General features: G+C 60.3%; 23 protein-coding genes. 12 read left to right on the forward strand and 11 right to left on the reverse strand.

Going from position 1 to position 26,504, the window contains the following annotated elements; genetic code table 11:
* Positions 1–80: 80 nt before the first annotated feature.
* Together PM2_RS20640 and PM2_RS20645 are read right to left on the reverse strand one after the other, a co-directional pair.
* Positions 81–968 (reverse strand): lysophospholipid acyltransferase, encoded by an 888-nt coding sequence (locus PM2_RS20640; protein ID WP_016712792.1) that lies wholly within the window; start codon positions 966–968, stop codon positions 81–83.
* 41 nt (positions 969–1,009) lie between these two features.
* The gene (locus PM2_RS20645; protein WP_016712791.1) at positions 1,010–1,561 is read right to left on the reverse strand and encodes a DNA-3-methyladenine glycosylase I; all 552 of its coding nucleotides are present in this window, start codon (positions 1,559–1,561) and stop codon (positions 1,010–1,012) included.
* 84 nt (positions 1,562–1,645) lie between these two features.
* On the opposite strand from PM2_RS20645, the gene glyQ reads away from it, so the two are divergent.
* From glyQ to PM2_RS20665, 4 genes are read left to right on the forward strand one after another with little or no spacing between them, the layout of a single operon-like run.
* Entirely contained in the window at positions 1,646–2,593 is a 948-nt protein-coding gene (gene glyQ, locus PM2_RS20650) for a glycine--tRNA ligase subunit alpha (protein ID WP_003253126.1), read from the forward strand.
* Positions 2,590–4,641: a glycine--tRNA ligase subunit beta gene (gene glyS / locus PM2_RS20655; RefSeq protein ID WP_016712790.1), complete on the forward strand. Its 2,052-nt coding sequence runs from the start codon at positions 2,590–2,592 to the stop codon at positions 4,639–4,641. Before glyQ ends, glyS begins: the two co-directional genes overlap by 4 nt.
* Before the next feature lie 3 nt (positions 4,642–4,644).
* Positions 4,645–5,172, forward strand: coding sequence for a D-glycero-beta-D-manno-heptose 1,7-bisphosphate 7-phosphatase (gene gmhB / locus PM2_RS20660; RefSeq protein ID WP_016712789.1), 528 nt, complete (start codon positions 4,645–4,647; stop codon positions 5,170–5,172).
* A gap of 45 nt (positions 5,173–5,217) precedes the next feature.
* A complete protein-coding gene (locus tag PM2_RS20665; protein WP_016712788.1) occupies positions 5,218–6,003 on the forward strand; it encodes a lysophospholipid acyltransferase family protein in 786 nt (261 codons plus the stop codon).
* Between the two features lie 177 nt (positions 6,004–6,180).
* On the opposite strand, the gene PM2_RS20670 is transcribed toward PM2_RS20665, so the two are convergent.
* Positions 6,181–7,800 (reverse strand): MFS transporter, encoded by a 1,620-nt coding sequence (locus PM2_RS20670; RefSeq protein WP_028699544.1) that lies wholly within the window; start codon positions 7,798–7,800, stop codon positions 6,181–6,183.
* A gap of 96 nt (positions 7,801–7,896) precedes the next feature.
* Positions 7,897–9,543, reverse strand: coding sequence for a GMC family oxidoreductase (locus tag PM2_RS20675; protein ID WP_028699545.1), 1,647 nt, complete (start codon positions 9,541–9,543; stop codon positions 7,897–7,899).
* A gap of 170 nt (positions 9,544–9,713) precedes the next feature.
* Here PM2_RS20675 and PM2_RS20680 point away from each other — a divergent pair, with 170 nt between their 5' ends.
* A complete protein-coding gene (locus PM2_RS20680) occupies positions 9,714–10,601 on the forward strand; it encodes a LysR family transcriptional regulator (RefSeq protein WP_016712785.1) in 888 nt (295 codons plus the stop codon).
* On the opposite strand, the gene PM2_RS20685 is transcribed toward PM2_RS20680, so the two are convergent.
* Genes PM2_RS20685 through PM2_RS20695 form a run of 3 tightly spaced genes read right to left on the reverse strand, consistent with a single transcriptional unit; the run spans position 10,590 to position 13,600 of the window.
* Positions 10,590–11,408: a sulfite exporter TauE/SafE family protein gene (locus tag PM2_RS20685; protein WP_028699546.1), complete on the reverse strand. Its 819-nt coding sequence runs from the start codon at positions 11,406–11,408 to the stop codon at positions 10,590–10,592. The genes PM2_RS20680 and PM2_RS20685 overlap by 12 nt on opposite strands.
* Entirely contained in the window at positions 11,405–12,676 is a 1,272-nt protein-coding gene (locus PM2_RS20690; RefSeq protein ID WP_016712783.1) for an NAD(P)/FAD-dependent oxidoreductase, read from the reverse strand. Before PM2_RS20690 ends, PM2_RS20685 begins: the two co-directional genes overlap by 4 nt.
* A 39-nt stretch (positions 12,677–12,715) precedes the next feature.
* Positions 12,716–13,600: an MBL fold metallo-hydrolase gene (locus tag PM2_RS20695; protein WP_016712782.1), complete on the reverse strand. Its 885-nt coding sequence runs from the start codon at positions 13,598–13,600 to the stop codon at positions 12,716–12,718.
* Positions 13,601–13,822: 222 nt separating this feature from the next.
* Here PM2_RS20695 and PM2_RS20700 point away from each other — a divergent pair, with 222 nt between their 5' ends.
* Both PM2_RS20700 and PM2_RS20705 read left to right on the forward strand, forming a co-directional pair.
* Positions 13,823–15,115 (forward strand): sigma-54 interaction domain-containing protein, encoded by a 1,293-nt coding sequence (locus PM2_RS20700; RefSeq protein ID WP_016712781.1) that lies wholly within the window; start codon positions 13,823–13,825, stop codon positions 15,113–15,115.
* Positions 15,116–15,244: 129 nt separating this feature from the next.
* Positions 15,245–15,652, forward strand: a complete 408-nt coding sequence (locus PM2_RS20705) for an RcnB family protein (protein ID WP_016712780.1) — start codon at positions 15,245–15,247, stop codon at positions 15,650–15,652.
* Between the two features lie 61 nt (positions 15,653–15,713).
* On the opposite strand, the gene gyrB is transcribed toward PM2_RS20705, so the two are convergent.
* Genes gyrB through dnaA form a run of 4 tightly spaced genes read right to left on the reverse strand, consistent with a single transcriptional unit; the run spans position 15,714 to position 21,931 of the window.
* Positions 15,714–18,134, reverse strand: a complete 2,421-nt coding sequence (gyrB, locus tag PM2_RS20710) for a DNA topoisomerase (ATP-hydrolyzing) subunit B (protein WP_016712779.1) — start codon at positions 18,132–18,134, stop codon at positions 15,714–15,716.
* 4 nt (positions 18,135–18,138) lie between these two features.
* On the reverse strand, positions 18,139–19,242 hold the full coding sequence (recF, locus tag PM2_RS20715; RefSeq protein WP_016712778.1) for a DNA replication/repair protein RecF: 1,104 nt from the start codon (positions 19,240–19,242) through the stop codon (positions 18,139–18,141).
* Positions 19,243–19,257: 15 nt separating this feature from the next.
* Positions 19,258–20,361 carry a DNA polymerase III subunit beta gene (gene dnaN, locus PM2_RS20720; protein WP_016712777.1) on the reverse strand — a complete coding sequence of 368 codons (1,104 nt, stop codon included), beginning with the start codon at positions 20,359–20,361 and terminating at the stop codon, positions 19,258–19,260.
* Positions 20,362–20,401: 40 nt separating this feature from the next.
* Positions 20,402–21,931 (reverse strand): chromosomal replication initiator protein DnaA, encoded by a 1,530-nt coding sequence (gene dnaA, locus PM2_RS20725; protein WP_016712776.1) that lies wholly within the window; start codon positions 21,929–21,931, stop codon positions 20,402–20,404.
* Between the two features lie 596 nt (positions 21,932–22,527).
* Here dnaA and rpmH point away from each other — a divergent pair.
* From rpmH to mnmE, 5 genes are all read left to right on the forward strand, one after another.
* Positions 22,528–22,662, forward strand: a complete 135-nt coding sequence (rpmH, locus tag PM2_RS20730; protein ID WP_003253163.1) for a 50S ribosomal protein L34 — start codon at positions 22,528–22,530, stop codon at positions 22,660–22,662.
* A gap of 13 nt (positions 22,663–22,675) precedes the next feature.
* The gene (gene rnpA / locus PM2_RS20735; RefSeq protein ID WP_016712775.1) at positions 22,676–23,080 is read left to right on the forward strand and encodes a ribonuclease P protein component; all 405 of its coding nucleotides are present in this window, start codon (positions 22,676–22,678) and stop codon (positions 23,078–23,080) included.
* Entirely contained in the window at positions 23,073–23,318 is a 246-nt protein-coding gene (yidD, locus tag PM2_RS30250) for a membrane protein insertion efficiency factor YidD (protein ID WP_015268406.1), read from the forward strand. Before rnpA ends, yidD begins: the two co-directional genes overlap by 8 nt.
* Positions 23,319–23,320: 2 nt before the next feature.
* Positions 23,321–25,003, forward strand: coding sequence for a membrane protein insertase YidC (gene yidC, locus PM2_RS20740; RefSeq protein ID WP_016712774.1), 1,683 nt, complete (start codon positions 23,321–23,323; stop codon positions 25,001–25,003).
* An 88-nt stretch (positions 25,004–25,091) separates the two neighbouring features.
* A complete protein-coding gene (mnmE, locus tag PM2_RS20745; RefSeq protein WP_016712773.1) occupies positions 25,092–26,462 on the forward strand; it encodes a tRNA uridine-5-carboxymethylaminomethyl(34) synthesis GTPase MnmE in 1,371 nt (456 codons plus the stop codon).
* Positions 26,463–26,504 lie beyond the last annotated feature (42 nt).

The following is a 26,504-nucleotide window of genomic DNA, read 5'->3' on the forward strand; positions in this document are numbered from 1 at the left end:
CGGGTTCACCCGCGAATGCGATGTTGGATTTAGCGACGCATTCGCGGGTAAACCCGCTCCTACAGGGGACGGTGAAAGGCTTAATACCAGCGTGGCTCGCCCGCCGGGCGCTTCTTGAAGCGCTTCATGCTCCACATGTACTGGCTCGGGTACTCGCGCACATAGCGCTCGACCACCTTGCTCATCGCCGCCGCCGACTCGGTCACGTCAGTGCTATACATCGCCTCCGGCGCCGCCTCCAGGAACACCTTGAAGCCCGAGCCATCCGGCAGCCGCAGCGCATGCAGGAACACCCCTACCGCCTTGCCACCGGCCAGCATGTTCGGCACGAACTTGCTGGTCAGCGCCTGGGTACCGAGAAACGGCACGAACACGCCCGCCGATTCCGCCGGCTCCGGGTCGGCAGGGATGCCCACCTGGCCACCCCGGCGCACTTCCTTGATCACGCTGAGAATGCCTTCCTTGGTCGAAGGCGCCACGCGGTTGCCCATCTGCACGCGCTGCTCGCGCAGCAGGTCATCCACCGCCTTGAGCTTGGGTGGGCGGTAAAAGATGATTGGTTTGCACTGGTTGCAGTAGAAGTGGTTCAGCACTTCCCAGTTACCCAGGTGGCTGGTAATGCCCACCACACCCTTGCCCGAAGCCAGGGCCTGTTCCAGCACTTCCAGGCCGTGCACTTCCTTGACCAGCTCCAGCGAGCGCTGTGGCGGCCAGATCCAGGCACAGGCACTTTCGACAAAGGACTTACCAATATCCCGTAGTGCCTGGCCAACCAGTTGCTCACGGGCAACCGGGTCCATCTCCGGGAAACACTTGGCCAGGTTGATGCGCACCACGTTGCGCGAACTGTTGGGGATCTTCCACATCAGCCAGCCAATACCCGCGCCGACGCGCTGTACAGCGCCCCAGGGCAGCTTGGCAAACAGGCGCAGCACCCCGACCATCAGGGCGCCCTTGAACTTTTCCACAGGCGAATTCCTTATTTCAGCAAGGCGCGCATTGTAACCCCTCAGCGCAACAAGGCGGCGTAGCGATCGCAATCGGTGGTGTGGTCCATGACCATGCCGGTGGCCTGCATGAAGGCGTAGCAGATGGTCGGGCCGACGAAAGTGAAGCCGGCTTTCTGCAGGGCCTTGCTCATGGCCTTGGCTTCATCGGTGACCGCCGGCACATCGCTACGGCCCGCGAAATGGTTGACCTTCGGCTCCCCGCCAACGAACGACCATAACCACTCGGCAGGGTTATCCACAGCCAGCCAGGCCTGCGCGTTGCGCCGGGCGGCCTTGAGTTTGAGCCGGTTGCGGATGATGCCGGCATCCTGCATCAGTTCTTCGATGCGTTCGTCGCTCATGGCGGCCAACTGCACAGGGTCGAAGCCGTACATCACCTCGCGATAACGCTCGCGTTTGCGCAAAACAGTGATCCACGAAAGCCCCGCCTGGAACCCTTCAAGCAAAAGCATCTCGAAGAGCAACGCCGGGTCGCGCTGTGGCGTTCCCCATTCCTGGTCATGGTAGGCCTGGTACAACGGATCGTCGGTACACCAAAAGCAGCGTGGCATTAAGGCTCCAATGAGTAGAGGGCGAGGCGAATCAGGTTATACTCCCGCTCTTTACATCCGCATCCCCAGATACAGGTGAATTTCGTGAGCCAGCCTACGCCAGCCGTGCGTACCTTCCAAGACCTGATCCTCGCCCTGCAAAACTACTGGGCAGCTCAAGGTTGTGTGGTGCTTCAGCCCTACGATATGGAAGTAGGCGCCGGCACTTTCCACACCGCAACATTCCTGCGCGCCGTGGGTCCAGAAACCTGGAACGCCGCCTACGTGCAGCCCAGCCGTCGCCCTGCCGACGGGCGGTATGGCGAGAACCCCAACCGCCTGCAGCACTACTACCAGTTCCAGGTGGTGCTCAAGCCAAACCCGGCCAACTTCCAGGAGCTGTACCTCGGCTCGCTGAAAGCCATCGGCCTGGACCCGCTGGTGCACGACATCCGCTTCGTCGAAGACAACTGGGAATCGCCAACCCTCGGCGCCTGGGGCCTGGGCTGGGAAATCTGGCTGAATGGCATGGAAGTCACCCAGTTCACCTACTTCCAGCAGGTAGGCGGCATCGAGTGCTACCCGGTCACCGGTGAAATCACCTATGGCCTGGAGCGCCTGGCCATGTACATCCAGGGCGTCGACTCGGTGTACGACCTGGTGTGGGCCGATGGCCCGTTCGGAAAGGTCACCTATGGCGACGTGTTCCACCAGAACGAAGTGGAGCAGTCGACCTACAACTTCGAACACGCCAACGTCGACAAGCTGTTCGAACTGTTCGACTTCTACGAAAGCGAAGCCAACCGCCTGATCAAGCTGGAGCTGCCGCTGCCGACCTACGAAATGGTCCTGAAGGCCTCGCACACCTTCAACCTGCTGGACGCCCGCCGCGCCATCTCGGTAACCGAGCGCCAGCGTTACATCCTGCGTGTACGTACCCTGGCCCGGGACGTGGCGCAAAGCTATCTGCAAGCCCGCGCACGCCTGGGCTTCCCGATGGCCACCCCTGAACTGCGTGACGAAGTGTTGGCTAAGCTGGAGGCTGCACAATGAGTGCTCAAGATTTCCTGGTAGAACTGGGCACCGAAGAGCTGCCACCGAAAGCCCTCGCCAGCCTCGGCGAAGCCTTCCTGGCCGGTATCGAGAAGGGCCTGCAAGCTGCTGGCCTGAACTACACCGGCAAGCAGGTTTATGCCGCACCGCGTCGCCTGGCCGTGCTGATTCGCCAACTGGACGTGCAGCAGCCTGACCGCAGCATCAATATCGACGGCCCACCCCTGCAGGCTGCTTTCAAAGACGGCGAGCCGACCCAGGCTGCCCTGGGCTTCGCCAAGAAGTGTGGCGTGGAGCTGGCCGAAATCGACCAGAGCGGCCCCAAGCTGCGCTTCTCCCAGCACATACCAGGCAAGGCCACTGCCGGCCTGCTGCCGACCATCGTCGAAGATTCGCTCAACGACCTGCCCATTCCCAAGCGCATGCGCTGGGCGGCCAGCCGTGAAGAGTTCGTGCGCCCGACCCAATGGCTGGTAATGCTGCTGGGCGACCAGGTGGTCGACTGCACCATCCTGTCGCAGAAGGCCGGCCGTGAATCCCGTGGTCACCGCTTCCACCACCCGGAGAACGTGGTCATCACCACCCCGGCCAACTACGTCGAAGACCTGCGCAAAGCCTACGTGCTGGCCGACTTCGCCGAGCGTCGCGAGCTGATCAGCAAGCGTACCGCCGAGCTGGCCATGCAGCAGGAAGGCACTGCCATCGTGCCACCGGCGCTGCTGGACGAAGTGACTGCCTTGGTCGAGTGGCCAGTGCCGCTGGTGTGCTCGTTCGAGGAGCGCTTCCTCGAAGTGCCGCAGGAAGCCCTGATCACCACCATGCAGGACAACCAGAAGTACTTCTGCCTGCTGGACAGCGAAGGCAAGCTGCTGCCGCGCTTCATCACCGTGGCCAACGTTGAAAGCCGCGACCCGAAGCAGATCGTGCAAGGCAACGAGAAGGTCGTGCGCCCACGCTTGACCGACGCCGAGTTCTTCTTCAAGCAAGACAAGAAGCAGCCGCTGGAAACCTTCAACGAGCGCCTGAAGAACGTGGTGTTCCAGGCCCAGCTGGGCACTGTGTACGACAAGGCCGAGCGCGTTTCCAAACTGGCTGCCTTCATCGCCCCGCTGATCGGCGGCGACGCCCAGCGTGCTGGCCGTGCCGGCCTGCTGTCCAAGTGCGACCTGGCCACCGAGATGGTTGGCGAGTTCCCTGAAATGCAGGGTGTTGCCGGTTACTACTACGCGCTCAACGACGGTGAGCCGGAAGATGTGGCCCTGGCCCTGAACGAGCAGTACATGCCGCGCGGGGCTGGCGCCGAGCTGCCGCAGACCCTTACCGGGGCTGCCGTGGCCATCGCCGACAAGCTCGATACCCTGGTGGGTATCTTCGGTATCGGCATGCTGCCAACCGGCAGCAAAGACCCGTACGCCCTGCGCCGTGCTGCCTTGGGTGTGCTGCGTATCCTGATCGAGAAGCAGCTGGACCTGAACCTGACCGGTGCGGTCGAGTTCGCGGTCAAGCAGTTCGGTGCCAAGGTCAAGGCTGCCGGCCTGTCGGAGCAGGTGCTGGAATTCATCTTCGACCGCCTGCGTGCACGTTACGAAGACGAAGGTATCGATGTGGCCACCTACCTGTCGGTGCGTGCCCTGCAGCCTGGTTCTGCCCTGGACTTCGACCAGCGCGTACAGGCCGTGCAGGCCTTCCGCAAGCTGCCGGAAGCCGAAGCCCTGGCTGCGGTGAACAAGCGTGTGTCGAACCTGCTGAGCAAGGCCGAAGGCGCCATCGCCGAACAGGTCGAGCCGAAGTACTTCGACAATGCCAACGAGTTCTCCCTGTACTCGGCCATTCAGCAGGCCGACCAGGCCGTGCAACCGATGGCTGCTGCACGCCAGTACAGCGAATCGCTGGCCCGCCTGGCGGCCCTGCGTGACCCGGTCGACGCCTTCTTCGAGGCGGTGATGGTCAACGCCGAAGACGCCAAGGTACGCGCCAACCGTTATGCCCTGCTCAGCCGCCTGCGCGGTCTGTTCCTGGGTGTGGCCGACATTTCGCTGCTGGGGTAAGCCTTGAAACTGCTGATTCTCGACCGTGACGGGGTGATCAACCATGACTCCGACGCCTATATCAAGACGCTGGAAGAGTGGGTACCGATCCCAGGTTCGGTCGAAGCGATCGCGCAGTTGAGCAAGGCGGGCTGGACGGTGGCAGTGGCCACCAACCAGTCCGGTATTGCCCGTGGCTATTACACACTGGCAACCCTCGAAGCGATGCACGCGCGCCTGCGCGCGCTGGTGGCCGAGCAGGGCGGCGAAGTGGGCCATATCGTGTATTGCCCGCACGGGCCGGACGAGGGCTGCGATTGCCGCAAGCCCAAGCCTGGCATGCTGCGGGCCATCGCCGAGCATTATCAGGTCGGCCTTGAGGGCATCTGGTTTGTTGGCGACAGCAAAGGTGACCTGGAGGCCGCCCTGGCCGTCGGTGCACAACCCGTGTTGGTGAAAACCGGCAAGGGCGAGCGGACCCTGGAAAAAGGTGTCCCTGAAACTACACTGATTTTCGACGATCTGGCAGCTATCGCCAGAGAACTAATTTAATCAGTGCGCCTTCGGGCGCACTTTTCTCAGGCGGGCATGCCCGCAATGGTACAAGCCACTATGTCGATCCTGCAGGCGATCAGAATCTTTCTTTTTTACCTGCTGCTGGGCACCAGTTCGCTGCTGTGGTGCTCGCTGAGCTTTTTCGTCGCGCCGTTCCTGTCGTTCCCCAAGCGCTACAAGTTCATCAACGTATATTGGTGCCGCTGCGCGCTGTTCCTGGTGCGCACCATCCTCGGCATCGACTACAAGATCACCGGCGCCGAGAACGTGCCCAATGAGCCTTGCGTGATCCTGTCGAACCACCAGAGCACTTGGGAAACCTTTTTCCTGTCCCAGTACTTCTCGCCGTTGAGCCAAGTGCTCAAGCGCGAGCTGCTGTATGTGCCGTTCTTCGGCTGGGCCATGGCCATGCTGCGACCGATCGCGATCAACCGCGACAACCCCAAGGAAGCCCTGCGCCAGGTGGCGAGCAAGGGTGACGAACTGCTCAAGCAGAAGACCTGGGTGCTGATTTTCCCGGAAGGCACCCGCGTGCCCTTCGGCACTGTGGGCAAGTTTTCCCGTGGCGGTACCGCTCTGGCGGTAAATGCCGGGCTGCCGGTACTGCCGATTGCCCACAACGCGGGCAAGTTCTGGCCAAAGACGGGTTGGGGCAAACGCTCTGGCACCATCGAGGTGGTCATTGGCGAACCCATGTACGCCAATGGCAGCGGGCCACGTGCCATTGCAGAGCTCAACGACCGCGCCGCAGCGTGGAACGAGGCGACTCAGCGGGCCATGGGTTCGCTGCCGCCAGCAGAGGAAAAACCCCAGGAACAGACAGCTTGATTTTCTGTGGATAACTTGTGAGCAGTTTTTCGATAAAATGCTTAAAGTGATCTCTAAGTAATTGAATTATCTGTTTATTTCTACGTATGACATTTTTCTTAAAATCGTGCATAAGTTTTTTCGGGGCATAAAAAAACCGGCTTTTACAGCCGGTTTTTTTATGCCCTGTGGACAGCATCAGACCTTGTCGATATCCACATCCTTGGTTTCTTTGAGGCAGAAGATCCCCACCACCAGGCTCACCCCGGTCACCAGAATCGGGTACCACAACCCGTAGAAGATATCCCCGGTGTACACCACCAGCGCGAACGAAACCGTCGGTAGGAAGCCGCCGAACCAGCCGTTGCCAATGTGGTAGGGCAGTGACATCGAGGTGTAGCGGATACGGGTCGGGAACAGTTCGACCATTACCGCCGCCAAGGGGCCGTAGGTCATGGTCGCGATCAGAATCATCGCCACGATCAGCACCACCACCATCACCTGGTTGACCTGCGCAGGGTCGGCCTTGGCTGGGTAGCCCGCCTGCTCGATTGCCGCGCGCATGGCGGTTTCGTCGAAGCCATTGATGGCCTTGTCGCCAATATTCACCACTACATCACTGCCCGCCACGCTCACCGATTTGTACGGCAAGCCCTGCTTGACCAGGAACGTCTTGACCTTGTCGCACGGGCTGTCGAAACGCGCCTTGCCCACCGGGTCGAACTGGAAGGTGCAGCCTTGCGGGTCGGCGGTTACCACGATCGGCGCCTGACGGCTGGCAGCATCAATCTGCGGGTTGGCGTAGTGGCTCAGCGCCTTGAACAGCGGGAAGTACAGCACGGTGGCCAGCAACAGGCCGAGCATCAGGATCGGCTTGCGGCCGATACGGTCGGACAACCAGCCGAAGAACACGAAGAACGGCGCACCAATCACCACACTGATGATCAGCAGGGTGTTGGCCTGGGCCGGGTCCATCTTCAACATCTGGGTCATGAAGAACAGCACATAGAACTGTGCCGTGTAGAAGGTCACGGCTTGCCCGGCGTTGATGCTGAACAGGGCGGTAAGTACCACCTTCAGGTTTGGCCAGGAGGTGAACGACTCACGGATCGGCGATTTGCTGACCTTGCCCTGGGCCTTCATTTTCACGAACGCCGGCGATTCGTGCATGCTCATACGAATCCAGGTCGAGATGGCCAGCAGCACGATCGACAGCAGGAACGGCAGGCGCCAGCCCCAGGTTTCGAACTGGTCGCCGCTGATGTAGCGGCTGCCCAGTACCACCAGAAGCGAAAGCAGCAGCCCAAGGGTGGCGGTGGACTGGATGAAACCGGTGTGGAAGCCACGTTTACCAGGTGGCGCATGCTCAGCCACATAGGTGGCAGCACCACCATACTCACCGCCCAGCGCCAGCCCCTGCAGCATGCGCAGGATCACGAGGATGATAGGTGCGGCGATGCCGATGCTGGCATAAGTGGGCAGCAAGCCTACCGCAAAGGTGGACAGCCCCATCAGCACAATGGTGACCAGGAAGGTGTACTTGCGCCCGATCATGTCGCCCAGGCGGCCGAACACCAGCGCACCGAAGGGCCGCACCAGGAAGCCAGCAGCAAAGGCCATGAGGGCGAAGATAAAGGCGGTGGTGTCGTTCACCCCAGCGAAGAACTGCTTGCTGATGACCGCTGCCAACGCGCCATAGAGAAAAAAGTCATACCACTCGAAAACCGTCCCGAGGGATGACGCGAAAATGATCTTGCGTTCTTCACGGCGGCTGGAGCTGCTGGCCGCCGCACCCTGCTCTTGGATGTAATCCGACATCGTTGCTGTCCTCGGCCCGCAGGCCACAGTGATTATTCTTGTTGTTCCACTGTCGGCAGCCTCTGACCGCAAGCCGCCGGTACTGCACGCACCCGGTCAGGGCGTCGGTAACGCGTCTTCATTCAGATAGGTTTGGGTCGCAGCTCCTTTGAGAATCAGTTGCGCCGCCTTTTCGGCGATCATGAGGGTGGGTGAGCAGGTATTGCCGGAAGTGATCTGCGGCATGATGGAAGCATCCGCTACGCGCAGGCCGGGAATGCCGTGTACGCGCAGCTGGTTATCCACAACATCCAGTGCGCCGGAGCCCATGCGGCAGGTACCGACCGGGTGGAAGATGGTGGTGCCGATTTTGCCAGCGGCCTCGAACAGTTCTTCCTCGGTTTGCAGGCCCGGGCCCGGCAGGTATTCCTTAGGCTCGAACGCCGCGAGGGCAGGGGCCTGGACGATACGCCGGGTAAGGCGAATGGCATCGGCAGCGACGCGCAGGTCCTGTGGGTCGCTGAGGTAATTGGGGTCGATCAGCGGCGTGCTGTTCATGTCGGTGCTGCGGATGTCGATACGCCCGCGGCTGGCCGGGCGCAGGTTGCACACCGAAGCGGTGAAAGCCGGAAACTGATGCAACGGCTCACCGAAGCGCTCCAGTGACAGCGGTTGCACATGGTACTGCAGGTTGGCAGTGGCCTGATCCGGGCTTGAACGTACAAATGCACCCAGTTGACTCGGCGCCATGGCCAGCGGGCCACTGCGGTCATAGAGGTAGCGCAGGCCCATACCCATCTTGCCCCACAGGCTGTTGGCCATCTGGTTCAAGGTGCGGGTGTTGCGGATCTGGTAGATCAGACGCAGTTGCAGGTGGTCCTGAAGGTTGCCGCCCACCCCCGGCATATCGTGGCGTACACCGATACCCAGGCCTTCCAGCAGCTGACGCGGGCCGATGCCTGAGCGCTGCAAAATGCCAGGTGAACCGACGGCGCCAGCACACAGGATGATCTCGCGACGCGCCGCAAACTCGTGCCAGGCGCCTCGCCAAAACGCTTTCACGGCGCGCGCCCGGGTATTGTTGAGCAGTACCTGGTCAGCCTGTACGCCCGTCAGCACGGTAAGGTTGGCGCGGTCCCTGATCGGTCGCAGGAAGGCTTTGGAGGCGTTCCAGCGCACGCCGCTGCGCTGGTTGACCTGAAAGTATCCACAGCCTTGGTTGTCGCCGGTGTTGAAGTCGTCGACTTTACCGATGCCACTTTGCTCGGCAGCATCACGGAAGGCATCGAGGATCGGCCAGCTGTAGCGCTGGCGTTCGACCCGCCACTCACCTCCACCGCCATGGTGCTCGCTGGCGCCGGCAAAGTGGTTTTCGCTGGCCTTGAACAGCGGCAGCACATCCTTCCAGGCCCAGCCGTCATTGCCTTGCTCGGCCCAGCGGTCATAGTCAGCGGCCTGGCCACGCATGTAGATCATGCCGTTGATCGAAGAACAACCACCGAGAACCTTGCCACGCGGGTAGCCCAGGGCGCGACCGCCAAGGCCAGGCTGGGCCTCGGTCTTGAAGCACCAGTCGGTGCGCGGGTTGCCGATGCAATAGAGATAGCCGACGGGAATGTGAATCCAGGGATAATTGTCGCGACCACCCGCTTCCAGCAGCAGAACGCGGCAGGAAGGGTCGGCGGACAAACGATTGGCCAGCAGGCAACCGGCGGGACCGGCCCCTACGACCACGTAGTCGAAGACAGAATCGGCTGATGGCATGTGCAACCTCGGGCCTGTTTTTTTATTCTTGTCCCGATCCATCTTAGTGAGTAATTTCGCGGAGGAAACACGAGATTTCGCGCAGCCGCTGTGCGTTTTAGCACAGCGATCATCACTGCAACGGCGTGCGCCTGCAAAGGTTCTCGCCGTCTGGATGCATAGGGACAAGCATGTTCGACTGGAACGATCTGCGGTTTTTCCTCGAGTTGCAGCGCAGCGGCCGCTTACTCACTGCCGCCAAGCGCCTCAACACCACCCACAGCACCGTGGCTCGGCACATCGAGAGCATCGAGCAAAGCCTGGGCACCGCGCTGTTCGTGCAGCATGCCCAAGGCTACGAGCTGACCCCCTCGGGCCAGGCCTTGCTCAAACACGCCGAAGCCATGGAAAACGTCGCGCTGTTGGCGCAGGAAGAAATCACCCAGGCCATCACGCCGTTGGGCAAGATTCGCCTGGGGGTGACCGAAGGCATCGGCATCATGTTCTTCACCCCGCGCATGAATGCGCTGTTCGAGCGCTACCCCGGCCTGGAAGTGGAGCTGGTCGCCGTACCGCGTTTCGTCAGCATCCTCAATCGCGAAGCAGAAATCAGCATCCACCTGGAACGACCCAATGCCGATCTGCTGATCACCCGCAAGCTCACCGACTATCGCTTGGCGCTGTACGCCAGCGAAGACTATCTTGACCGCGCACCACCACTGCGCAACCGCGAAGACCTGGCCCGGCACAACTGGATCGGCTACGTCGACGACCTGCTGTTCAGCCAGGAGCTGCTGTTTCTCAACAGTTTCTGCCGAGCCCCGAACGTGGTGTTTCGCAGCACCAGCGTCATCGCCCAACAGGCCGCTGCCCGTGCCGGCCTGGGCATCGCCGTATTGCCCAACTACATGGCTCGCCACGACCCGACGCTGCTGCGCGTGCTGCCTGGCGAGACCATCCAGCGCAGCTACTGGATCTGCACCCGCCGCGAGCTGCACAAATCGGTGCGCCTGCGGGTGGTGTGGGACTACCTGCTGGCGCTATGTGCGGCAGAACAGCACGAATTGCTAGCCCAGTAGTGCCTTACCGGCCAGCAGCAAGGCCGCCACCCAACCAGCCACTGCAAACATCTGCTGCAAACGCGGCCCGGCCAGCCTGGCCGTCAATGGCCGTGCCAGCAGCAAACCCAGCACCGCGCCGGCGGCGAATGGGGCGCCTACCTGCCAATGCATGACCCCCGCCAGGCTGGCGCTGACCACACTGCCGGTGGATACCAGGGCGATTACTGCCAGCGAAGTGGAAACGATGCTGGCCATGCGTAAGTTGGTATAGCGGTTCAGCGCAGGGATGATGACGAACCCTCCACCCACACCCAACAGGCCGGACAGTAACCCGGACAACGCCCCGGTGAATGCCAGGGCACGCGCACAGGGAAGGGTCCAGCGCAAGCGGCCCTGCAACGGGTTCAACACACAGGGTTCGATATAGCGATGGGCGTCATTGGCCTCACCGCGCAGCTCCTTGGCAGCCTTGCGCCAGATACGCAGGCAGGCGTACACCAACACACCCGCGAACACCAACTGCAAGGGTGTATTCGGCAAGCGGTGCGCCAGCATCAGCCCGAACGGCGCGGCAACCACACCCACCATCGCAATGAACAGCGCCGCACGATAACGCACCAGCCCCTGTCGTAAGCCCAGCACCGCGCCAACCGCTGCAGCCAGACCTACGGCCAGCAGGCCAACCGGAGCGGCCTCGACCATCGACAGCCCCAGCCCGAACACCAACAAAGGCACTGCGAGAATGCCTCCGCCTGCGCCGGTCAATGCCAGGACCGCGCCGATGATCGCGCCCAGGCCCGCCCCCAACAATTGATGTTCGATCACTTCCCACCCTCTGCACCCAACGGCTGCGGCCGAGCCAGCCACTCGCGGCCCTTCAGCATGCCTTGCCAGTACAACGGTGGCAGCGCTTGCGCCTTCAGCAACCAGGCCAGGCGCGTTGGTTTGCGGCCATCCAGCAACCAGCTGGGGAAGCTCGGCGCCAGCTTGCCGCCATAGGTAAACTCGGCCAGGACGATTTTGCCGCGCTCTACAGTCAGCGGGCACGAGCCATAGCCGTCGTACTGGGCGAGGGTAGGCAACCTGCCCAATGCCACCAACACGTTGTTGGCCACGACCGGCGCTTGCTTACGGGCAGCCGCAGCAGTCTTGGCATTGCTGGTGTTGGCCACATCACCCAGGGCATGGATGTTGATGTACTTGCGGTGGCGCAGGGTATGCGGGTCGACATCGACCCAGCCAGCGTTATCGGCCAACGGGCTTTCACGAATGAAGGCCGGCGCCACCTGGGGAGGGACCACATGGAGCATGTCAAAGGCCTCGATGTGCGTTTCGCTGCTGCCGTCGGGCAGGGTGCACACGAAGGTGGCGCGCTTGTTCGGGCCATCCACGGCCACCAGTCGGTGGGAGAAATGGAGGTCCACGGCGTATTTGTCTATGTACTTCATCAGCGCGGGCACATAGTCCGCCACACCGAACAACACAGCACCAGCATTGAAGAAACTGGCTTTCACCGCCCCCAGATGGCCGTGGCGTAACCAGTGGTCGCAAGACAAGTACAACGCCTTCTGCGGCGCGCCCGCACATTTGATCGGCATGGGCGGCTGGCTGAAGATGGCACGGCCTCGCTTGAGCTTCTGCACCAGCTCCCAGGTATAGGGCGCCAGGTCGTAGCGGTAGTTGGAGGTGACACCGTTGCGGCCCAGGGTTTCGCTGAGCCCGTCAATGGCCGCCCAGTCCAGTGTAAGGCCGGGGCAGACTACCAGCTGCTCATAGCTGATGGCGCGACCGTCCTCGAGGACGACCAACTGGCCCAACGGATCGAAAGCCTGCACCCGCGCCTTGACCCAGCGTACCCCGCGCGGAATGGTCGAGGCCATGGTGCGGGCAGTGCTCGGTGCCTTGAACACACCGGCACCGACCATGGTCCAGCCGGGTTGGTAGTAATGCACTTCGGCGGGGTCGATCAAGGCAACGTCCAGCGACGGGTCACGGCTGATAAGGCTGGAAGCGGTAGCGATACCGGCGGCACCGGCACCGACGATGACCACCTTGTGATGGTCGGTATTGGCAGGGGACAACAAGGCAGGCATGGCGGTAAATCCTGGAAATCTGATTATGGGGTAGGGCAGTTACAGCTTGTTCAGCGGAATCTTCAGGTAGCTCACGCCATTCTCTTCCGGCGTGGGGAACTGGCCGCTGCGCATGTTCACCTGCACCGAAGGCAGGATCAGCACCGGCATATCGAGGGTCTTGTCGCGCGCTTCACGCATGGCGACAAAACTGTCTTCGTCGATGCCCTGATGAATGTGGATGTTGCTGGCGCGCTGCTCAGCCACGGTAGTGACGTACTGCATGTCGCGGCCACCCGGTAGGTAGTCGTGACACATGAACAGCCGTGTCTGGTCGGGGAAAGCCAGCAATCGACGGATCGAGCGGTACAGGGTGCGGGCATCGGCACCCGGAAAGTCACAGCGGGCAGTACCGTAGTCGGGCATGAACAGGGTATCGCCGACAAACACCGCAATTTCGCCAGCGTCTTCGATCATGAAGCTCATGCACGCGGGCGTGTGCCCCGGAGTGTGCAGGGCACGGGCATGCAGGTTGCCAATGCGGAAACCTTCCTCGTCTACGAACAGTACATCGAACTGGCTGCCATCCCGGGCAAAGCCGGGCTCAGCGTTGAATAACGCACCGAATACTTTCTGCACCTGAGTGATGTGAGCACCGATAGCGGTGTGGCCGCCCAGCTTTTGCTTCAGGTAGGCAGCCGCCGAGAGGTGGTCGGCATGCACATGGGTTTCCAGCACCCACTGAACGTCAGCGCCCAGCGCCTTCACCCGGTCGATCAACTGGTCCGCCGAGACGGTGCAGGTACGCCCTGATTTGGGATCATAGTCGAGGACGCTGTCGATCAATGCACACTTGCGCGTTTCGCCATCCATGACCAGGTAACTAATGGTTGAGGTCGCCTTGTCGAAGAAGGCTTCCACGTGAAGGTTGTTGCCGATGATCATCACGTTCTCCAGATTATCCACCGCACCTTTTACAGGCGTAGGCAGTGACAGGAGGTTTATCAAGATGCATGCCAGGCTTTTTACTGCGTATGGACCAATGAAATCGGCCAGGTGCCGATAACTGACAGCAATACTGACACCCCTTTTGACAGTCGACTGACAGCCAATGGCAGTGTTTGGCAGTCCTTGTTACCCTGCGCCGGTACTCCATACGGTGCCGTCATGCCTCAAACCCATCCCCTCATCCTAGCGCTGGTTTCCTACCTTGAGCACGATGCCCTGCCGACCATTGTGCTGGACACCGACTACAACATCCTGGCCGCCAACGCCGCCTATCGCCGCCAGTTCGGCCACCACGAGCAAGCCCCGCTGGGCGAAAAATGCCACAAGGTCTCGCATCACTACGCCGTGCCCTGCGACCAGGCCGGCGAGCATTGCCCGATGCGCAAAGCCTGGGACAGCAAGGTGCCGGAGCGGGTATTGCACATTCATCACACGCCACGTGGCCCTGAGCATGTCGATGTCGAACTGCGCCCGATCCTGGATGAGCAGGGAAGGGTGGTGGCCTTTGTTGAGCGCCTGACTACCATCGCCCTCGCATCGGCTCAGCCCCAAGAACAAGGCCTGGTCGGCCGGGCCCCCTCATTCAAGGTTGCCTTGTCCAGCCTGCAGCGCGCAGCCCCGGCGCAGATCCCGGTTTTATTGCAGGGTGAGTCAGGTACCGGTAAAGAGCTGTTCGCGCGCGCGCTGCACATGGGCAGCCCCAGGGCCAACGGCCCATTGGTGGTCGTCGATTGCACCGGCTTGACCGAGTCGTTGTTCGAGAGTGAGTTGTTCGGCTATGAGAAGGGCGCATTCACCGGCGCCAATCAGCGCAAGATCGGCCTGGCTGAGGCCGCGCATGGCGGTACCCTGTTCCTCGATGAAATTGGCGAAGTACCGTTAGCGATGCAGGTGAAACTGTTACGCCTTATCGAGTCCGGCAGCTTCCGCCCGGTGGGCAGCCTGCGCACGGTGCACTCGGACTTCCGCCTGGTTTCGGCCACACACAAACCGCTCAAGCAAATGGTTGCGCAGGGCACCTTCCGTGAAGACCTGTATTACCGCATCAGCGGTTTCCCCATTCGCCTGCCTGCGCTGCGCGAACGTGTAGAAGATCTGCCGCTGCTCGCGCAAAGCCTGTTACAGCGAATGGCTGGCAAGCCTACGCCCAGCCTGAGTGAGGATGCCTTGCAGCAGCTTAGGTTACATCCATTTCCGGGCAACATCCGCGAGTTGCGTAACATTCTGGAGCGCGCCCGTTTGTTTGCCGATGACGGGCTGATTCGGCCAGAGCATTTGCCGGAAGATATCGGGCCTACGGAGGTGGTCAAGGGACGCGGCCGTCGCACTGACCTGGGTGAACTGGCGCAGGCGCTGGAGCAGTTCAAGGGCTCACGCAGTGAGCTGGCCAGTCAGCTTGGCATGAGTGAGCGCACGCTGTATCGCCGCTTGAAGTCGCTCGGGCTGAACTAAGCGTGCGTCAGACTTTACCGGACCTTTACCTGCGCCCTGACATAAAAGGGCAAAAATCGTGGTCTGATCAGTTATCCGAATCTGGCAGTCAGTGAACGCCAGGCGTTAACAGGCAGAGGCCCCTCTCAAATGAAGAAAACCCTAACCGTGATCTGCGCCGCGCTCATGCTCAGCGCACCGTTGGCCAGCTTCGCACAACCGGGCCCACCCGACCGGCATGATGATGGCCCATCGCACCAAGGCAACCCGCCGCATGGCCAGCCAAAGCAGCAAGGCCGCCATGACAACGGCCGTGCACCTGAGTACCGCAACCCGAACTTCCGCCCGCAGCAGGGCATGCCTGTGCCTCACCAGCAGTGGCAACGAGGGCATGTGGTTGACCCACACTACCGTGGCGACCGCTACTGGGTGACTGACTGGAAAGCACGCCACTTGTATGCGCCACCACGTGACCATCGTTGGTTGTATGTGAATGGCGACTACGTGCTGGTGGCTATTGCCAGTGGTGTGATCGTTAACATTCTCAGCGGTTACTGATTTTCAGGCACTAAAAAGCCCGCATCAGCGGGCTTTTTAGTGCATGGCGGATCACACCTGATCAGAAGTCCAGGTTCGATACCGACAGCGCGTTGCTTTCGATGAAGTCACGGCGCGGCTCGACCGCATCACCCATCAGGGTGTTGAAGATCTGGTCGGCTGCGATCGCATCCTCGATGGTGACCTTGAGCATGCGGCGCACGGTCGGGTCCATGGTGGTTTCCCACAGCTGCTCAGGGTTCATCTCACCCAGCCCTTTGTAGCGCTGGATGGTGTGGCGCTTGGTGGTTTCGTTCATTAGCCAGTCCAGGCCTTCCTTGAACTCGACGATTGCCTTACGGCGCTCACCGCGCTGAACGTAAGCACCTTCGCCCAACAAGCTGGACAGCTTGGCACCAACGTTGACTACGGTACGGTAGTCATTGCTGCCGAAGAAGTCCCGGTTGAAGGTGACATAGCTAGCCAGGCCGTGGGAGGTAACTTCCACTTCTGGCAACCATACGTTGCGCTCTTTATCTTCGCGCAGGCTGGCTTTGTAAACCAGGCCGGACTTCTGGCTGTTGCTCAGGCGCTCTTGGAACTTGACCAGCCAGGCTTGCATCACAGCGTGGTCACCCAACTGCTCCACAGTCACTTCCGGCAGGTAGATGAAGTGCTCGGTGATGTCTTCCGGATACAAGCGCGACAGGCGCTTGAGGGTTTTCATCACGCTGCGGAACTCATTCACCAGGCTTTCCAGCTGCACACCGGAAACCGCCGGCGCCGACTCGTCCAAGTGCAGGCTGGCATCTTCCAGGGCCGACTGGGTCATGTACTCTTCCATGGCCTCGTCGTCCTTGATGTACTGCTCCTGCTTGCCTTTCTTCACCTTGTACAGCGGTGGCTGGGCAATATAGATGTAGCCGCGCTCGACCAGCTCCGGCAGCTGACGGAAGAAGAAGGTCAGCAGCAGGGTACGGATGTGCGAACCGTCAACGTCAGCATCGGTCATGATGATGATGTTGTGATAACGCAGCTTGTCGATGTTGTACTCTTCGCGGCCGATACCACAGCCCAGCGCGGTGATCAGCGTGCCCACTTCCTGGGACGAGATCATCTTGTCGAAACGTGCTTTCTCAACGTTGAGGATTTTACCCTTCAGCGGCAAGATTGCCTGGGTACGACGGTTACGGCCTTGCTTGGCCGAACCACCGGCGGAGTCACCCTCCACCAGGTACAGTTCGGAAAGGGCAGGGTCCTTCTCCTGGCAGTCCGCCAGTTTACCTGGCAGGCCGGCGATATCGAGCGCACCTTTGCGGCGAGTCATCTCACGGGCTTTACGTGCGGCTTCACGGGCACGGGCAGCGTCGATCATCTTGCCAACGACAGCCTTCGCCTCGTTCGGATTCTCCAGCAGGAAGTCGGCGAAGTACTTGTTCATCTCCTGTTCCACGGCGGTTTTCACCTCCGAGGAGACCAGTTTGTCTTTGGTCTGCGAGCTGAACTTGGGGTCCGGCACCTTCACCGAGATGATCGCGGTCAGGCCTTCACGGGCATCATCGCCAGTGGTTGCCACCTTGTTCTTCTTGGCCAGGCCTTCCTGCTCGATGTAGCTGTTCAGGCTACGGGTCAGCGAGGAGCGGAAGCCCACCAGGTGAGTACCGCCGTCACGCTGCGGAATGTTGTTGGTGAAGCACAGCAGGTTTTCGTTGAAGCTGTCGTTCCATTGCAGAGCAACTTCAACACCCACGCCATCGTCACGCTGGACGTTGAAGTGGAACACCTGGGAGTTGACCGGCGTCTTGTTGGTGTTCAGGTACTCGACGAATGCGCGCAGGCCGCCTTCGTACTTGAAGAACTCTTCCTTACCGCTGCGCTCATCCTTCAGCAGAATGCCAACGCCCGAGTTGAGGAACGACAACTCGCGAATACGCTTGGCCAGGATGTCCCAGCTGAAGTGAATGTTCTTGAAGGTTTCAGCCGAAGGTTTGAAGTGGATGTGGGTACCGGTGGTTTCACTGTCACCGACAACCGCCATAGGCGCTTGAGGAACACCGTGAACGTAAGTCTGTTCCCAGATTTTGCCGCTACGCCGAACGGTCAGCACCAGCTTCTCGGACAGGGCGTTCACGACCGAAACACCTACGCCGTGCAGGCCGCCGGATACCTTGTAGGAGTTGTCGTCGAACTTACCGCCGGCGTGCAGCACGGTCATGATGACCTCGGCTGCGGAAACGCCTTCTTCTTTATGCACGTCGACCGGAATGCCGCGACCGTTGTCGCGCACACTGATGGATTCGTCCGGATGGATAATGACAGTGATGTCATCGCAGTGGCCGGCGAGGGCTTCGTCGATGGAGTTGTCGACCACCTCGAAGACCATGTGGTGCAGGCCGCTACCATCATCGGTGTCGCCAATGTACATGCCGGGACGCTTGCGTACGGCATCCAAACCTTTCAGCACCTTGATGCTGGAGGAGTCGTACGTTTGATTTTCGCTCATGCCTTCACTCCCGATGGTCGTGGGTCTGGGTGATACGGCCTTGTTCCACGTGGAACAAAGCAACTGGCGTTTCCGTCTGCCAGCCTTCCCTCAGTAATTCGTGATCTACACAGGTGATGAACACCTGGCAGCGTAATTCTTCAAGCAAGCGGCACAGCGCGCGGCGATGCTGGTCGTCCAGTTCGGACGGCAAGTCATCCACGAGATAAATACAATGACCGCGGCGAGCCTGACTAACGAGGTGGCCCTGGGCAATGCGCAATGCACACACCACCAGCTTTTGCTGACCACGCGACAGGATGTCGGCTGCATTGTTGGCAGCCAGACGAAGACGCAGATCAGCACGCTGCGGACCGGCCTGGGTATGGCCCATCTGCTGATCGCGAAGGAGAGAGGAGGCGAGTACTTCTTGCAGTTCCCGGTCCTTGTCCCAGCCTCGGTAGTAGCTCAGGGTCAACCCGTCCAGCTCGACCAGTTCGCTCAGGGTTCGCTCGAAGACGGGCTTCAAGGCCTTGATGTAGTTGCGACGGTATTCATCTATTTCCGCGCTGGCCAGGCACAGTTCCCGGTCCCAAGCGGCTTGCGAAGCTGGGTCAAGTGTACCATGACGCAACCATGAGTTCCGCTGTCGCAGCGCCTTCTGCAGCCGCTGCCAGGCTGGCAAGAAGCGAGGTTCCACGTGGAACACCCCCCAATCCAGAAACTGGCGACGAATTTTCGGGGCACCTTCCAACAGGCGGAAACTGTCTGGGTTGATGAGCTGAAGCGGTAACAACTCCGCCAGTTGCGCCGCGCTGCGCGCATTCTGCCCATCAATGCGAATAGTGAACTCCCCCTGGCGCTCCCGGGAGACGCCCAGGTTGCTGGTGCCACCCTCGGTCAACTGCACTTCACCAAACACGGTACAGGCAGCCTGTTCGTACTGGATCACCGGGTTCAGGCGTGTGCTGCGGAAAGAGCGCGCCAGCCCCAACAAATGCACGGCCTCAAGCACGCTGGTCTTGCCGCTGCCGTTGGCGCCATAAAGTATGTTGATACGGGGGGAGGGTAAGAGTGTCACCGGGTGCAAATTGCGCACCGCGGTGACCATGATACGTCGAAGGGACATGTCGCCTGCTATGGGTTACAGACGCATCGGCATGACAACATAGGAAGAATCGTCATTGCCCGCTTCCTGCAGCAGGGCACTGCTGTTGGAATCCGAGAGGATCAGACGAACTTGCTCAGTAGTCATTACGCCCAGCACGTCGAGCAGGTAGCTGACGTTGAAGCCGATTTCCAGCGAGCTACCTTCGTAGTCCACGCTGATTTCTTCCTCTGCTTCTTCCTGCTCGGGGTTGTTGGCCTGGATTTTCAGTTGGCCAGCAGCCAGTTGCAGACGAATGCCACGGTATTTTTCGTTGGAAAGAATCGCAGTACGGCTGAAAGCTTCACGCAAAGCCTGGCGGTCACCGACCACCAGCTTGTCGCCGCCCTTGGGCAGTACGCGCTCGTAGTCCGGGAACTTGCCGTCCACCAGCTTGGAGGTGAAAGTGAATTCACCGGTGGTGGCACGGATGTGATGCTGGCCAAGCACGATGCTGACCATGCCTTCCGGGTCCGTGAGCAAACGCGCGAGCTCCAGGATACCTTTACGTGGCACGATGACCTGATGGCGATCATCTTGCTCGATCGGCGCGGTCATGGAGCACAACGCCAGGCGGTGACCATCGGTGGACACTGCGCGCAGGGTGTTGCGGGACACCTCCAGCAGCATGCCGTTCAGGTAGTAGCGCACATCCTGCTGGGCCATGGCGAAGCTGGTGCGCTCGATAAGCCGGCGCAGCTTGCTCTGTTCCAGATTGCAGGTCAGCGAGCCCGGGCCTTCTTCCACCGTCGGGAAGTCATTGGCTGGCAGGGTGGACAGGGTGAAGCGGCTACGGCCGGCCTTGACCAACAGTTTCTGCTCGTCGACCTTGATATCGATCAGGGCGTCGTTCGGCAGGCTTTTGCAGATGTCCATCAGCTTGCGTGCCGGGACAGTGATTTCGCCGGGCTCAGCCGGCTCTTCCAGTTGCACGCGGCCTACCAGTTCGACTTCCAGGTCGGTACCGGTCAACGACAGTTGCTGGCCTTGCACAACCAGCAATACGTTGGACAGGACCGGCAAGGTCTGACGGCGCTCGACGACACCGGCGACCAGTTGCAGGGGTTTCAACAGGGCTTCGCGTTGAATGGTGAAATGCATGGTCTAGTCCCTTGCCTTCAATTAGCTGCGCAGACGGCCATCAGGTCGTCAGCGTCCGCAGCAGGTTCTTGTAGTCCTCGCGGATGTCCGCGTCGGATTCCTTCAGTTCGTTGATCTTGCGGCAGGCGTGCAGCACAGTCGTGTGGTCGCGACCACCAAACATGTCGCCGATTTCCGGCAGACTGTGGTTGGTCAGCTCCTTCGACAGGGCCATGGCCACCTGGCGTGGACGTGCGACAGAACGTGAACGCCGCTTGGACAACAGATCAGAGATCTTGATCTTGTAGTACTCGGCGACGGTTCGCTGAATGTTATCCACACTGACCAGTTTGTCCTGCAGCGCCAGCAGGTCTTTCAGCGACTCGCGGATCAGTTCGATGGTGATATCGCGGCCCATGAAGTGCGAGTGGGCGATCACCCGCTTCAAGGCACCTTCCAGCTCACGCACGTTGGAGCGGATACGCTGGGCAATGAAGAAGGCCGCATCATGCGGCAGCTCGACCTTGGCCTGGTCGGCCTTCTTCATCAGGATGGCCACGCGGGTTTCCAGCTCGGGTGGCTCGACGGCCACCGTCAGGCCCCAGCCAAAGCGCGACTTCAAGCGCTCTTCCAGGCCTTCGATCTCCTTGGGGTAACGGTCAGAGGTCAGGATTACCTGCTGGCCGCCCTCAAGCAGAGCGTTGAAGGTGTGGAAAAACTCTTCCTGCGAGCGCTCTTTACGGGCAAAGAACTGGATATCGTCGATCAGCAACGCATCCACCGAACGGTAGAAGCGTTTGAATTCGTTGATAGCGTTCAATTGCAGAGCCTTGACCATGTCCGCGACGAAGCGCTCCGAATGCAGGTACACGACCTTGGCGTTCGGGTTCTTCTTCAGCAGGTGGTTACCCACAGCATGCATAAGGTGGGTTTTACCCAGGCCCACACCGCCATAGAGGAAAAGCGGGTTGTAACCATGCTTGGGGTTGTCCGCGACCTGCCAGGCAGCCGCACGCGCCAACTGGTTCGACTTACCTTCGACGAAGGTTTCGAAGGTGAAGGTACGGTTCAGGTAGCTGGTGTGCTTGAGCGCACCTTCAACCTGCACCGTGCGCTGCTCGGCCCGACCACCAACGACGGGTGCCGCAGCCGTTTCGGCCATGGCATCGAAGCTGTCGCGTGCGGACGGTTCGGCAATATCCTCGACCAATACCGTCTCGGCCACCGGCACTGCAACAGGTTCGACCGCAGCTACCGGTACAGGCTTGTGCGCCTGGCCTTGAGCGAGCGAGGCCGCCACGGCAGCACTGACCGGTGCGTTGGGCGCGGCACGCGGAGCCGAGCTGCGACGGCTACCTATCAATAAGGAAAGGGCAGGCGCAATACCGCTGCCGTTTTCACCTAGCAGCTCGAGCAAGCGACCCAGGTACTTTTCATTGACCCAATCGAGAACGAAACGGTTGGGCGCATAGACGCGCAACTCGTCGCCTTCGGCTTCGACCTGTAGCGGACGGATCCAGGTGTTGAATTGCTGGGCAGGCAGTTCATCGCGCAGAAGCTCCACGCACTGCTGCCAAAGTTCCACTGACACGGATATCCCCTGAGTTTGAAAGCCGGATGAGGCAAAAACAAACCGCCATTGTACCGGTCGGGCGGCCAGTTATCCACATGTGGACACGTTAGGAGCCATGACAAAACAGCCATTTATCGACCAAAACGGCCTTGCCGCGTTGTGAATAAGGTCTGTGGATAACCGGCCATGAGGGCTATGCACAACCCTGAGGTCAGACCTGTTGATAACTCGCCTGTGGGTAAGTGGCATTTTAATCCACAGCTTGCCCGCACGAATGAAACAGGTGCAGCACCGGTTGAGAACACGGTTGTAAAACTCTGTACATGGCGTTATTTGTGGGCTAGAGCAGGTTATCCACAGAAGGTTACCCACATAAGATTTATAAGTTCTTCAGAAAAGCTTTTTATATGTCTCTTCTTTTTTTTTCATGTTGTCCCCGATTCGTGTGTCCGATCAAGCACCCCTTGGGGATGAACCGGAAGGCACCGTCCATCCTGTGCTCTATATGGAAAGACTGGTTGGAAATTGACCTATGGGCTTGCTTTCTCTAGAATCGCCGGTCTCTTAAAAAGGGGGCCATCCCGGCCCGTCGTCGACAAACCAGGTAACACGCCATGAAACGTACTTTCCAACCAAGCACCATCAAGCGCGCCCGCACCCACGGTTTCCGTGCCCGTATGGCTACCAAGAACGGCCGCGCTGTTCTGTCGCGTCGTCGTGCCAAAGGCCGTAAGCGTCTGGCCATTTGATTTTTCGGCACAGGTGGTGAGTCAGGACTTCAGTCGGGAAAAGCGACTGCTTACACCCCGACACTTCAAAGCGGTCTTCGACTCCCCAACCGGCAAGGTTCCAGGGAAAAACCTGCTGATCCTTGCTCGCGAGAACGGCCTTGATCACCCAAGGCTCGGCCTGGTGATTGGCAAGAAGAGCGTCAAGCTCGCCGTTCAACGCAACCGCCTCAAGCGCTTGATGCGCGATTCCTTTCGTCTGAACCAGCAAATGCTCGCCGGGTTGGACATCGTGATCGTCGCGCGCAAGGGATTGGGTGAAGTAGAAAACCCGGAATTGCACCAACACTTTGGCAAACTCTGGAAACGCCTGGCGCGCAGCCGGCCAACACCAGCAGTCACCGCCAATTCCGCAGGGGTAGACAGCCAAGATGCGTAAACTGGCGCTCGTTCCGATCCAGTTTTACCGTTATGCCATCAGCCCCCTGATGGCCAACCACTGTCGTTTCTTCCCCAGCTGCTCCTGTTACGCTTATGAAGCCATCGAAAACCACGGCCTCTGGCGTGGTGGGTGGCTAGCCGTTCGTCGCCTGGGGCGTTGTCATCCGTGGAACGACGGCGGTTTCGATCCCGTTCCACCTGCTCCTTCCTCCCGAACTTCTTCGATAGCCGAGTAATCATGGATATTAAACGCACGATCCTGATCGTCGCCCTGGCAATCGTGTCCTACGTCATGGTCCTCAAGTGGAACCAGGACTACGGCCAGGCTGCCCTGCCGACTCAGAATACTGCTGCCAGCACTGTTGCCCCGGGCTTGCCGGATGGCGTACCGGCCGGTAATGCCGGCGCCAGCGCCGATGTACCGAGCGCCAACGCCGAAACCAGCACAGCCGAACTGGCACCCGTTGCAGTCAGCAAGGACCTGATCCGGGTCAAGACCGATGTTCTGGACCTGGCTATCGATCCGGTCGGTGGTGACATCGTCCAGCTGAACCTGCCGAAGTTCCCACGTCGCCAGGACCACCCGGACATTCCGTTCCAGCTGTTCGACAACGGTGGTGAGCGTGTCTACCTGGCACAAAGCGGCCTGACCGGTGCCAATGGCCCGGATGCCCGCCCTGCCGGTCGCCCGCTTTACGCAGCCGACCAGAAGGGTTACCAGCTGGCTGATGGCCAGGATCAACTGGTGGTCGACCTGAAGTTCAGCGACAACGGCGTCAACTACATCAAGCGCTTCAGCTTCAAGCGTGGTGAGTACGACCTGAATGTCAGCTACCTGATCGACAACCAGAGCGGTCAGGCCTGGAGCGGCAACATGTTTGCCCAGCTCAAGCGTGACGCCAGCTCCGATCCGTCGTCGAGCACCGCTACCGGCACCGCAACCTACCTGGGCGCCGCCCTGTGGACAGCTTCCGAGCCTTACAAAAAGGTCTCGATGAAGGACATCGACAAAGGTAGTTTGAAAGAAAATGTGTCCGGCGGCTGGGTTGCCTGGCTGCAGCACTACTTCGTGACCGCCTGGATTCCGGCCAAGTCGGACAACAACGTTGTCCAGACCCGCAAGGACAGCCAGGGCAACTACATCATCGGCTACACCGGCCCAGTCATCAGCGTGCCTGCTGGCGGCAAGGTCGAAACCAGCGCCATGCTGTACGCCGGTCCGAAAATCCAGTCCAAGCTGAAAGAGTTGTCCCCAGGCCTGGAACTGACCGTCGACTACGGCTTCCTGTGGTTCATTGCCCAGCCGATCTTCTGGCTGCTGCAACATATCCACAGCTTGCTGGGTAACTGGGGCTGGTCGATCATCGTACTGACCATGCTGATCAAAGGCCTGTTCTTCCCGTTGTCGGCTGCAAGCTACCGTTCGATGGCACGTATGCGTGCTGTTGCGCCGAAGCTCGCCGCGCTGAAGGAACGCTTCGGTGACGATCGCCAGAAGATGTCCCAGGCGATGATGGAGCTGTACAAGAAAGAGAAGATCAACCCGCTGGGCGGCTGCCTGCCGATCCTGGTACAAATGCCGGTATTCCTGGCCCTGTACTGGGTACTGCTGGAAAGCGTTGAAATGCGCCAGGCCCCATGGATGCTGTGGATTACCGACCTGTCGATCAAGGATCCGTTCTTCATCCTGCCGATCATCATGGGCGCCACCATGTTCATCCAGCAGCGCCTGAACCCGACCCCACCGGATCCGATGCAGGCCAAGGTGATGAAAATGATGCCGATCATCTTCACCTTCTTCTTCCTGTGGTTCCCGGCTGGCCTGGTGCTGTACTGGGTTGTGAACAACTGCCTGTCGATCACTCAGCAGTGGTACATCACCCGCAGCATCGAGGCAGCCAGCAAAAAAGCTGCTGCTTGACAGGCTACTGCGCTAGCCTGTGAATAAAAAACGCCCCCTAGTGGGGCGTTTTTGCTATCTGTCGTTTTTGTCGTAGAGGCTTTCGAGCATGAACACTGTGCGTGAAACCATCGCCGCCATCGCTACCGCCCAAGGCCGCGGCGGGGTGGGTATTGTCAGGTTGTCCGGGCCTCTGGCTGCCAAGGCCGGCCAGTTGATCACCGGCCGTACACTCACCCCTCGGCATGCCCATTACGGCCCGTTCCGCGACGATGAAGGGCTTGTACTGGATGAGGGCATCGCGCTGTTCTTCCCGGGGCCGAATTCGTTCACAGGCGAGGATGTGCTCGAACTGCAGGGCCACGGCGGACCTGTGGTCCTGGACATGTTGCTGCAGCGCTGTGTACAAGTCGGCTGCCGCCTGGCCCGCCCGGGCGAATTCAGCGAGCGTGCGTTCCTCAATGACAAACTTGACCTCGCCCAGGCCGAAGCTATTGCCGACCTGATCGAGGCCAGTTCCAGCCAGGCGGCGCGTAACGCCCTGCGTTCGCTGCAGGGGGAGTTCTCGAAACGTGTGCACAGCCTTACCGAAGCGTTGATTGCCCTGCGCATCTACGTCGAGGCGGCTATCGACTTCCCGGAAGAAGAAATCGACTTCCTTGCCGATGGCCACGTGCTGTCGATGCTCGATGCCGTACGCAGCGAGTTATCCACTGTGCAGCGCGAGGCCGGGCAGGGCGCCTTGCTGCGTGACGGCATGACGGTGGTCATCGCCGGCCGGCCGAATGCGGGCAAGTCGAGCCTGCTGAACCAGCTTGCTGGCCGGGAAGCGGCCATTGTCACCGACATTGCCGGTACCACCCGGGACATCCTGCGGGAACATATCCACATCGACGGCATGCCACTGCACGTCGTCGATACGGCCGGTTTGCGCGATACCGACGACCATGTGGAAAAGATCGGCGTGGAACGCGCCCTGAAGGCCATTGGCGAGGCTGACCGTGTGTTGCTGGTGGTCGACTCCACCGCGCCCGAGGCCAGCGACCCGTTCGCTTTGTGGCCGGAATTTCTCGACCAGCGGCCAGACCCGGCCAAGGTCACGCTGATTCGCAACAAGGCCGACCTGAGTGGTGAGCGGGTAGCGCTGGAGCAGTGTGATGACGGCCATGTGACGATCACCCTCAGCGCCAAAGGGGACGATGCAGGGCTGCAACTGCTGCGCGACCATCTGAAGGCCTGCATGGGTTACGAACAGACTGCAGAGAGTGGTTTCAGTGCCCGTAGGCGCCATCTGGATGCCTTGCGCCAAGCCAGCGAACACCTTGAGCACGGCCGTGCTCAGTTGACCCTGGCGGGCGCAGGAGAGCTGCTGGCTGAGGACTTGCGCCAGGCACAACATGCCTTGGGCGAAATTACCGGGGCATTCAGCTCGGATGATTTGTTGGGGCGGATTTTCTCCAGCTTCTGCATCGGCAAATAATCCACAACAGGCAAGATCAAGAGCCGCTCCTTCGGGAGCGGC

This window comes from Pseudomonas monteilii NBRC 103158 = DSM 14164 (assembly GCF_000730605.1).
In the GTDB taxonomy this organism is placed as follows: domain Bacteria; phylum Pseudomonadota; class Gammaproteobacteria; order Pseudomonadales; family Pseudomonadaceae; genus Aquipseudomonas; species Aquipseudomonas monteilii.

Excerpts from the sequence above, each read along its gene's own strand:
- PM2_RS20645 (WP_016712791.1), bottom strand. The coding sequence starts at position 1,561 with ATGCCACGCTGCTTTTGGTGTACCGACGATCCGTTGTACCAGGCCTAC.
- glyS (WP_016712790.1), top strand. The coding sequence starts at position 2,590 with ATGAGTGCTCAAGATTTCCTGGTAGAACTGGGCACCGAAGAGCTGCCA.
- PM2_RS20665 (WP_016712788.1), top strand. The coding sequence starts at position 5,218 with ATGGTACAAGCCACTATGTCGATCCTGCAGGCGATCAGAATCTTTCTT.
- PM2_RS20670 (WP_028699544.1), bottom strand. The coding sequence starts at position 7,800 with ATGTCGGATTACATCCAAGAGCAGGGTGCGGCGGCCAGCAGCTCCAGC.
- PM2_RS20675 (WP_028699545.1), bottom strand. The coding sequence starts at position 9,543 with ATGCCATCAGCCGATTCTGTCTTCGACTACGTGGTCGTAGGGGCCGGT.
- PM2_RS20680 (WP_016712785.1), top strand. The coding sequence starts at position 9,714 with ATGTTCGACTGGAACGATCTGCGGTTTTTCCTCGAGTTGCAGCGCAGC.
- PM2_RS20690 (WP_016712783.1), bottom strand. The coding sequence starts at position 12,676 with ATGCCTGCCTTGTTGTCCCCTGCCAATACCGACCATCACAAGGTGGTC.
- PM2_RS20695 (WP_016712782.1), bottom strand. The coding sequence starts at position 13,600 with ATGATCATCGGCAACAACCTTCACGTGGAAGCCTTCTTCGACAAGGCG.
- PM2_RS20700 (WP_016712781.1), top strand. The coding sequence starts at position 13,823 with ATGCCTCAAACCCATCCCCTCATCCTAGCGCTGGTTTCCTACCTTGAG.
- PM2_RS20705 (WP_016712780.1), top strand. The coding sequence starts at position 15,245 with ATGAAGAAAACCCTAACCGTGATCTGCGCCGCGCTCATGCTCAGCGCA.
- gyrB (WP_016712779.1), bottom strand. The coding sequence starts at position 18,134 with ATGAGCGAAAATCAAACGTACGACTCCTCCAGCATCAAGGTGCTGAAA.
- recF (WP_016712778.1), bottom strand. The coding sequence starts at position 19,242 with ATGTCCCTTCGACGTATCATGGTCACCGCGGTGCGCAATTTGCACCCG.
- dnaN (WP_016712777.1), bottom strand. The coding sequence starts at position 20,361 with ATGCATTTCACCATTCAACGCGAAGCCCTGTTGAAACCCCTGCAACTG.
- rpmH (WP_003253163.1), top strand. The coding sequence starts at position 22,528 with ATGAAACGTACTTTCCAACCAAGCACCATCAAGCGCGCCCGCACCCAC.
- yidD (WP_015268406.1), top strand. The coding sequence starts at position 23,073 with ATGCGTAAACTGGCGCTCGTTCCGATCCAGTTTTACCGTTATGCCATC.
- yidC (WP_016712774.1), top strand. The coding sequence starts at position 23,321 with ATGGATATTAAACGCACGATCCTGATCGTCGCCCTGGCAATCGTGTCC.
- mnmE (WP_016712773.1), top strand. The coding sequence starts at position 25,092 with ATGAACACTGTGCGTGAAACCATCGCCGCCATCGCTACCGCCCAAGGC.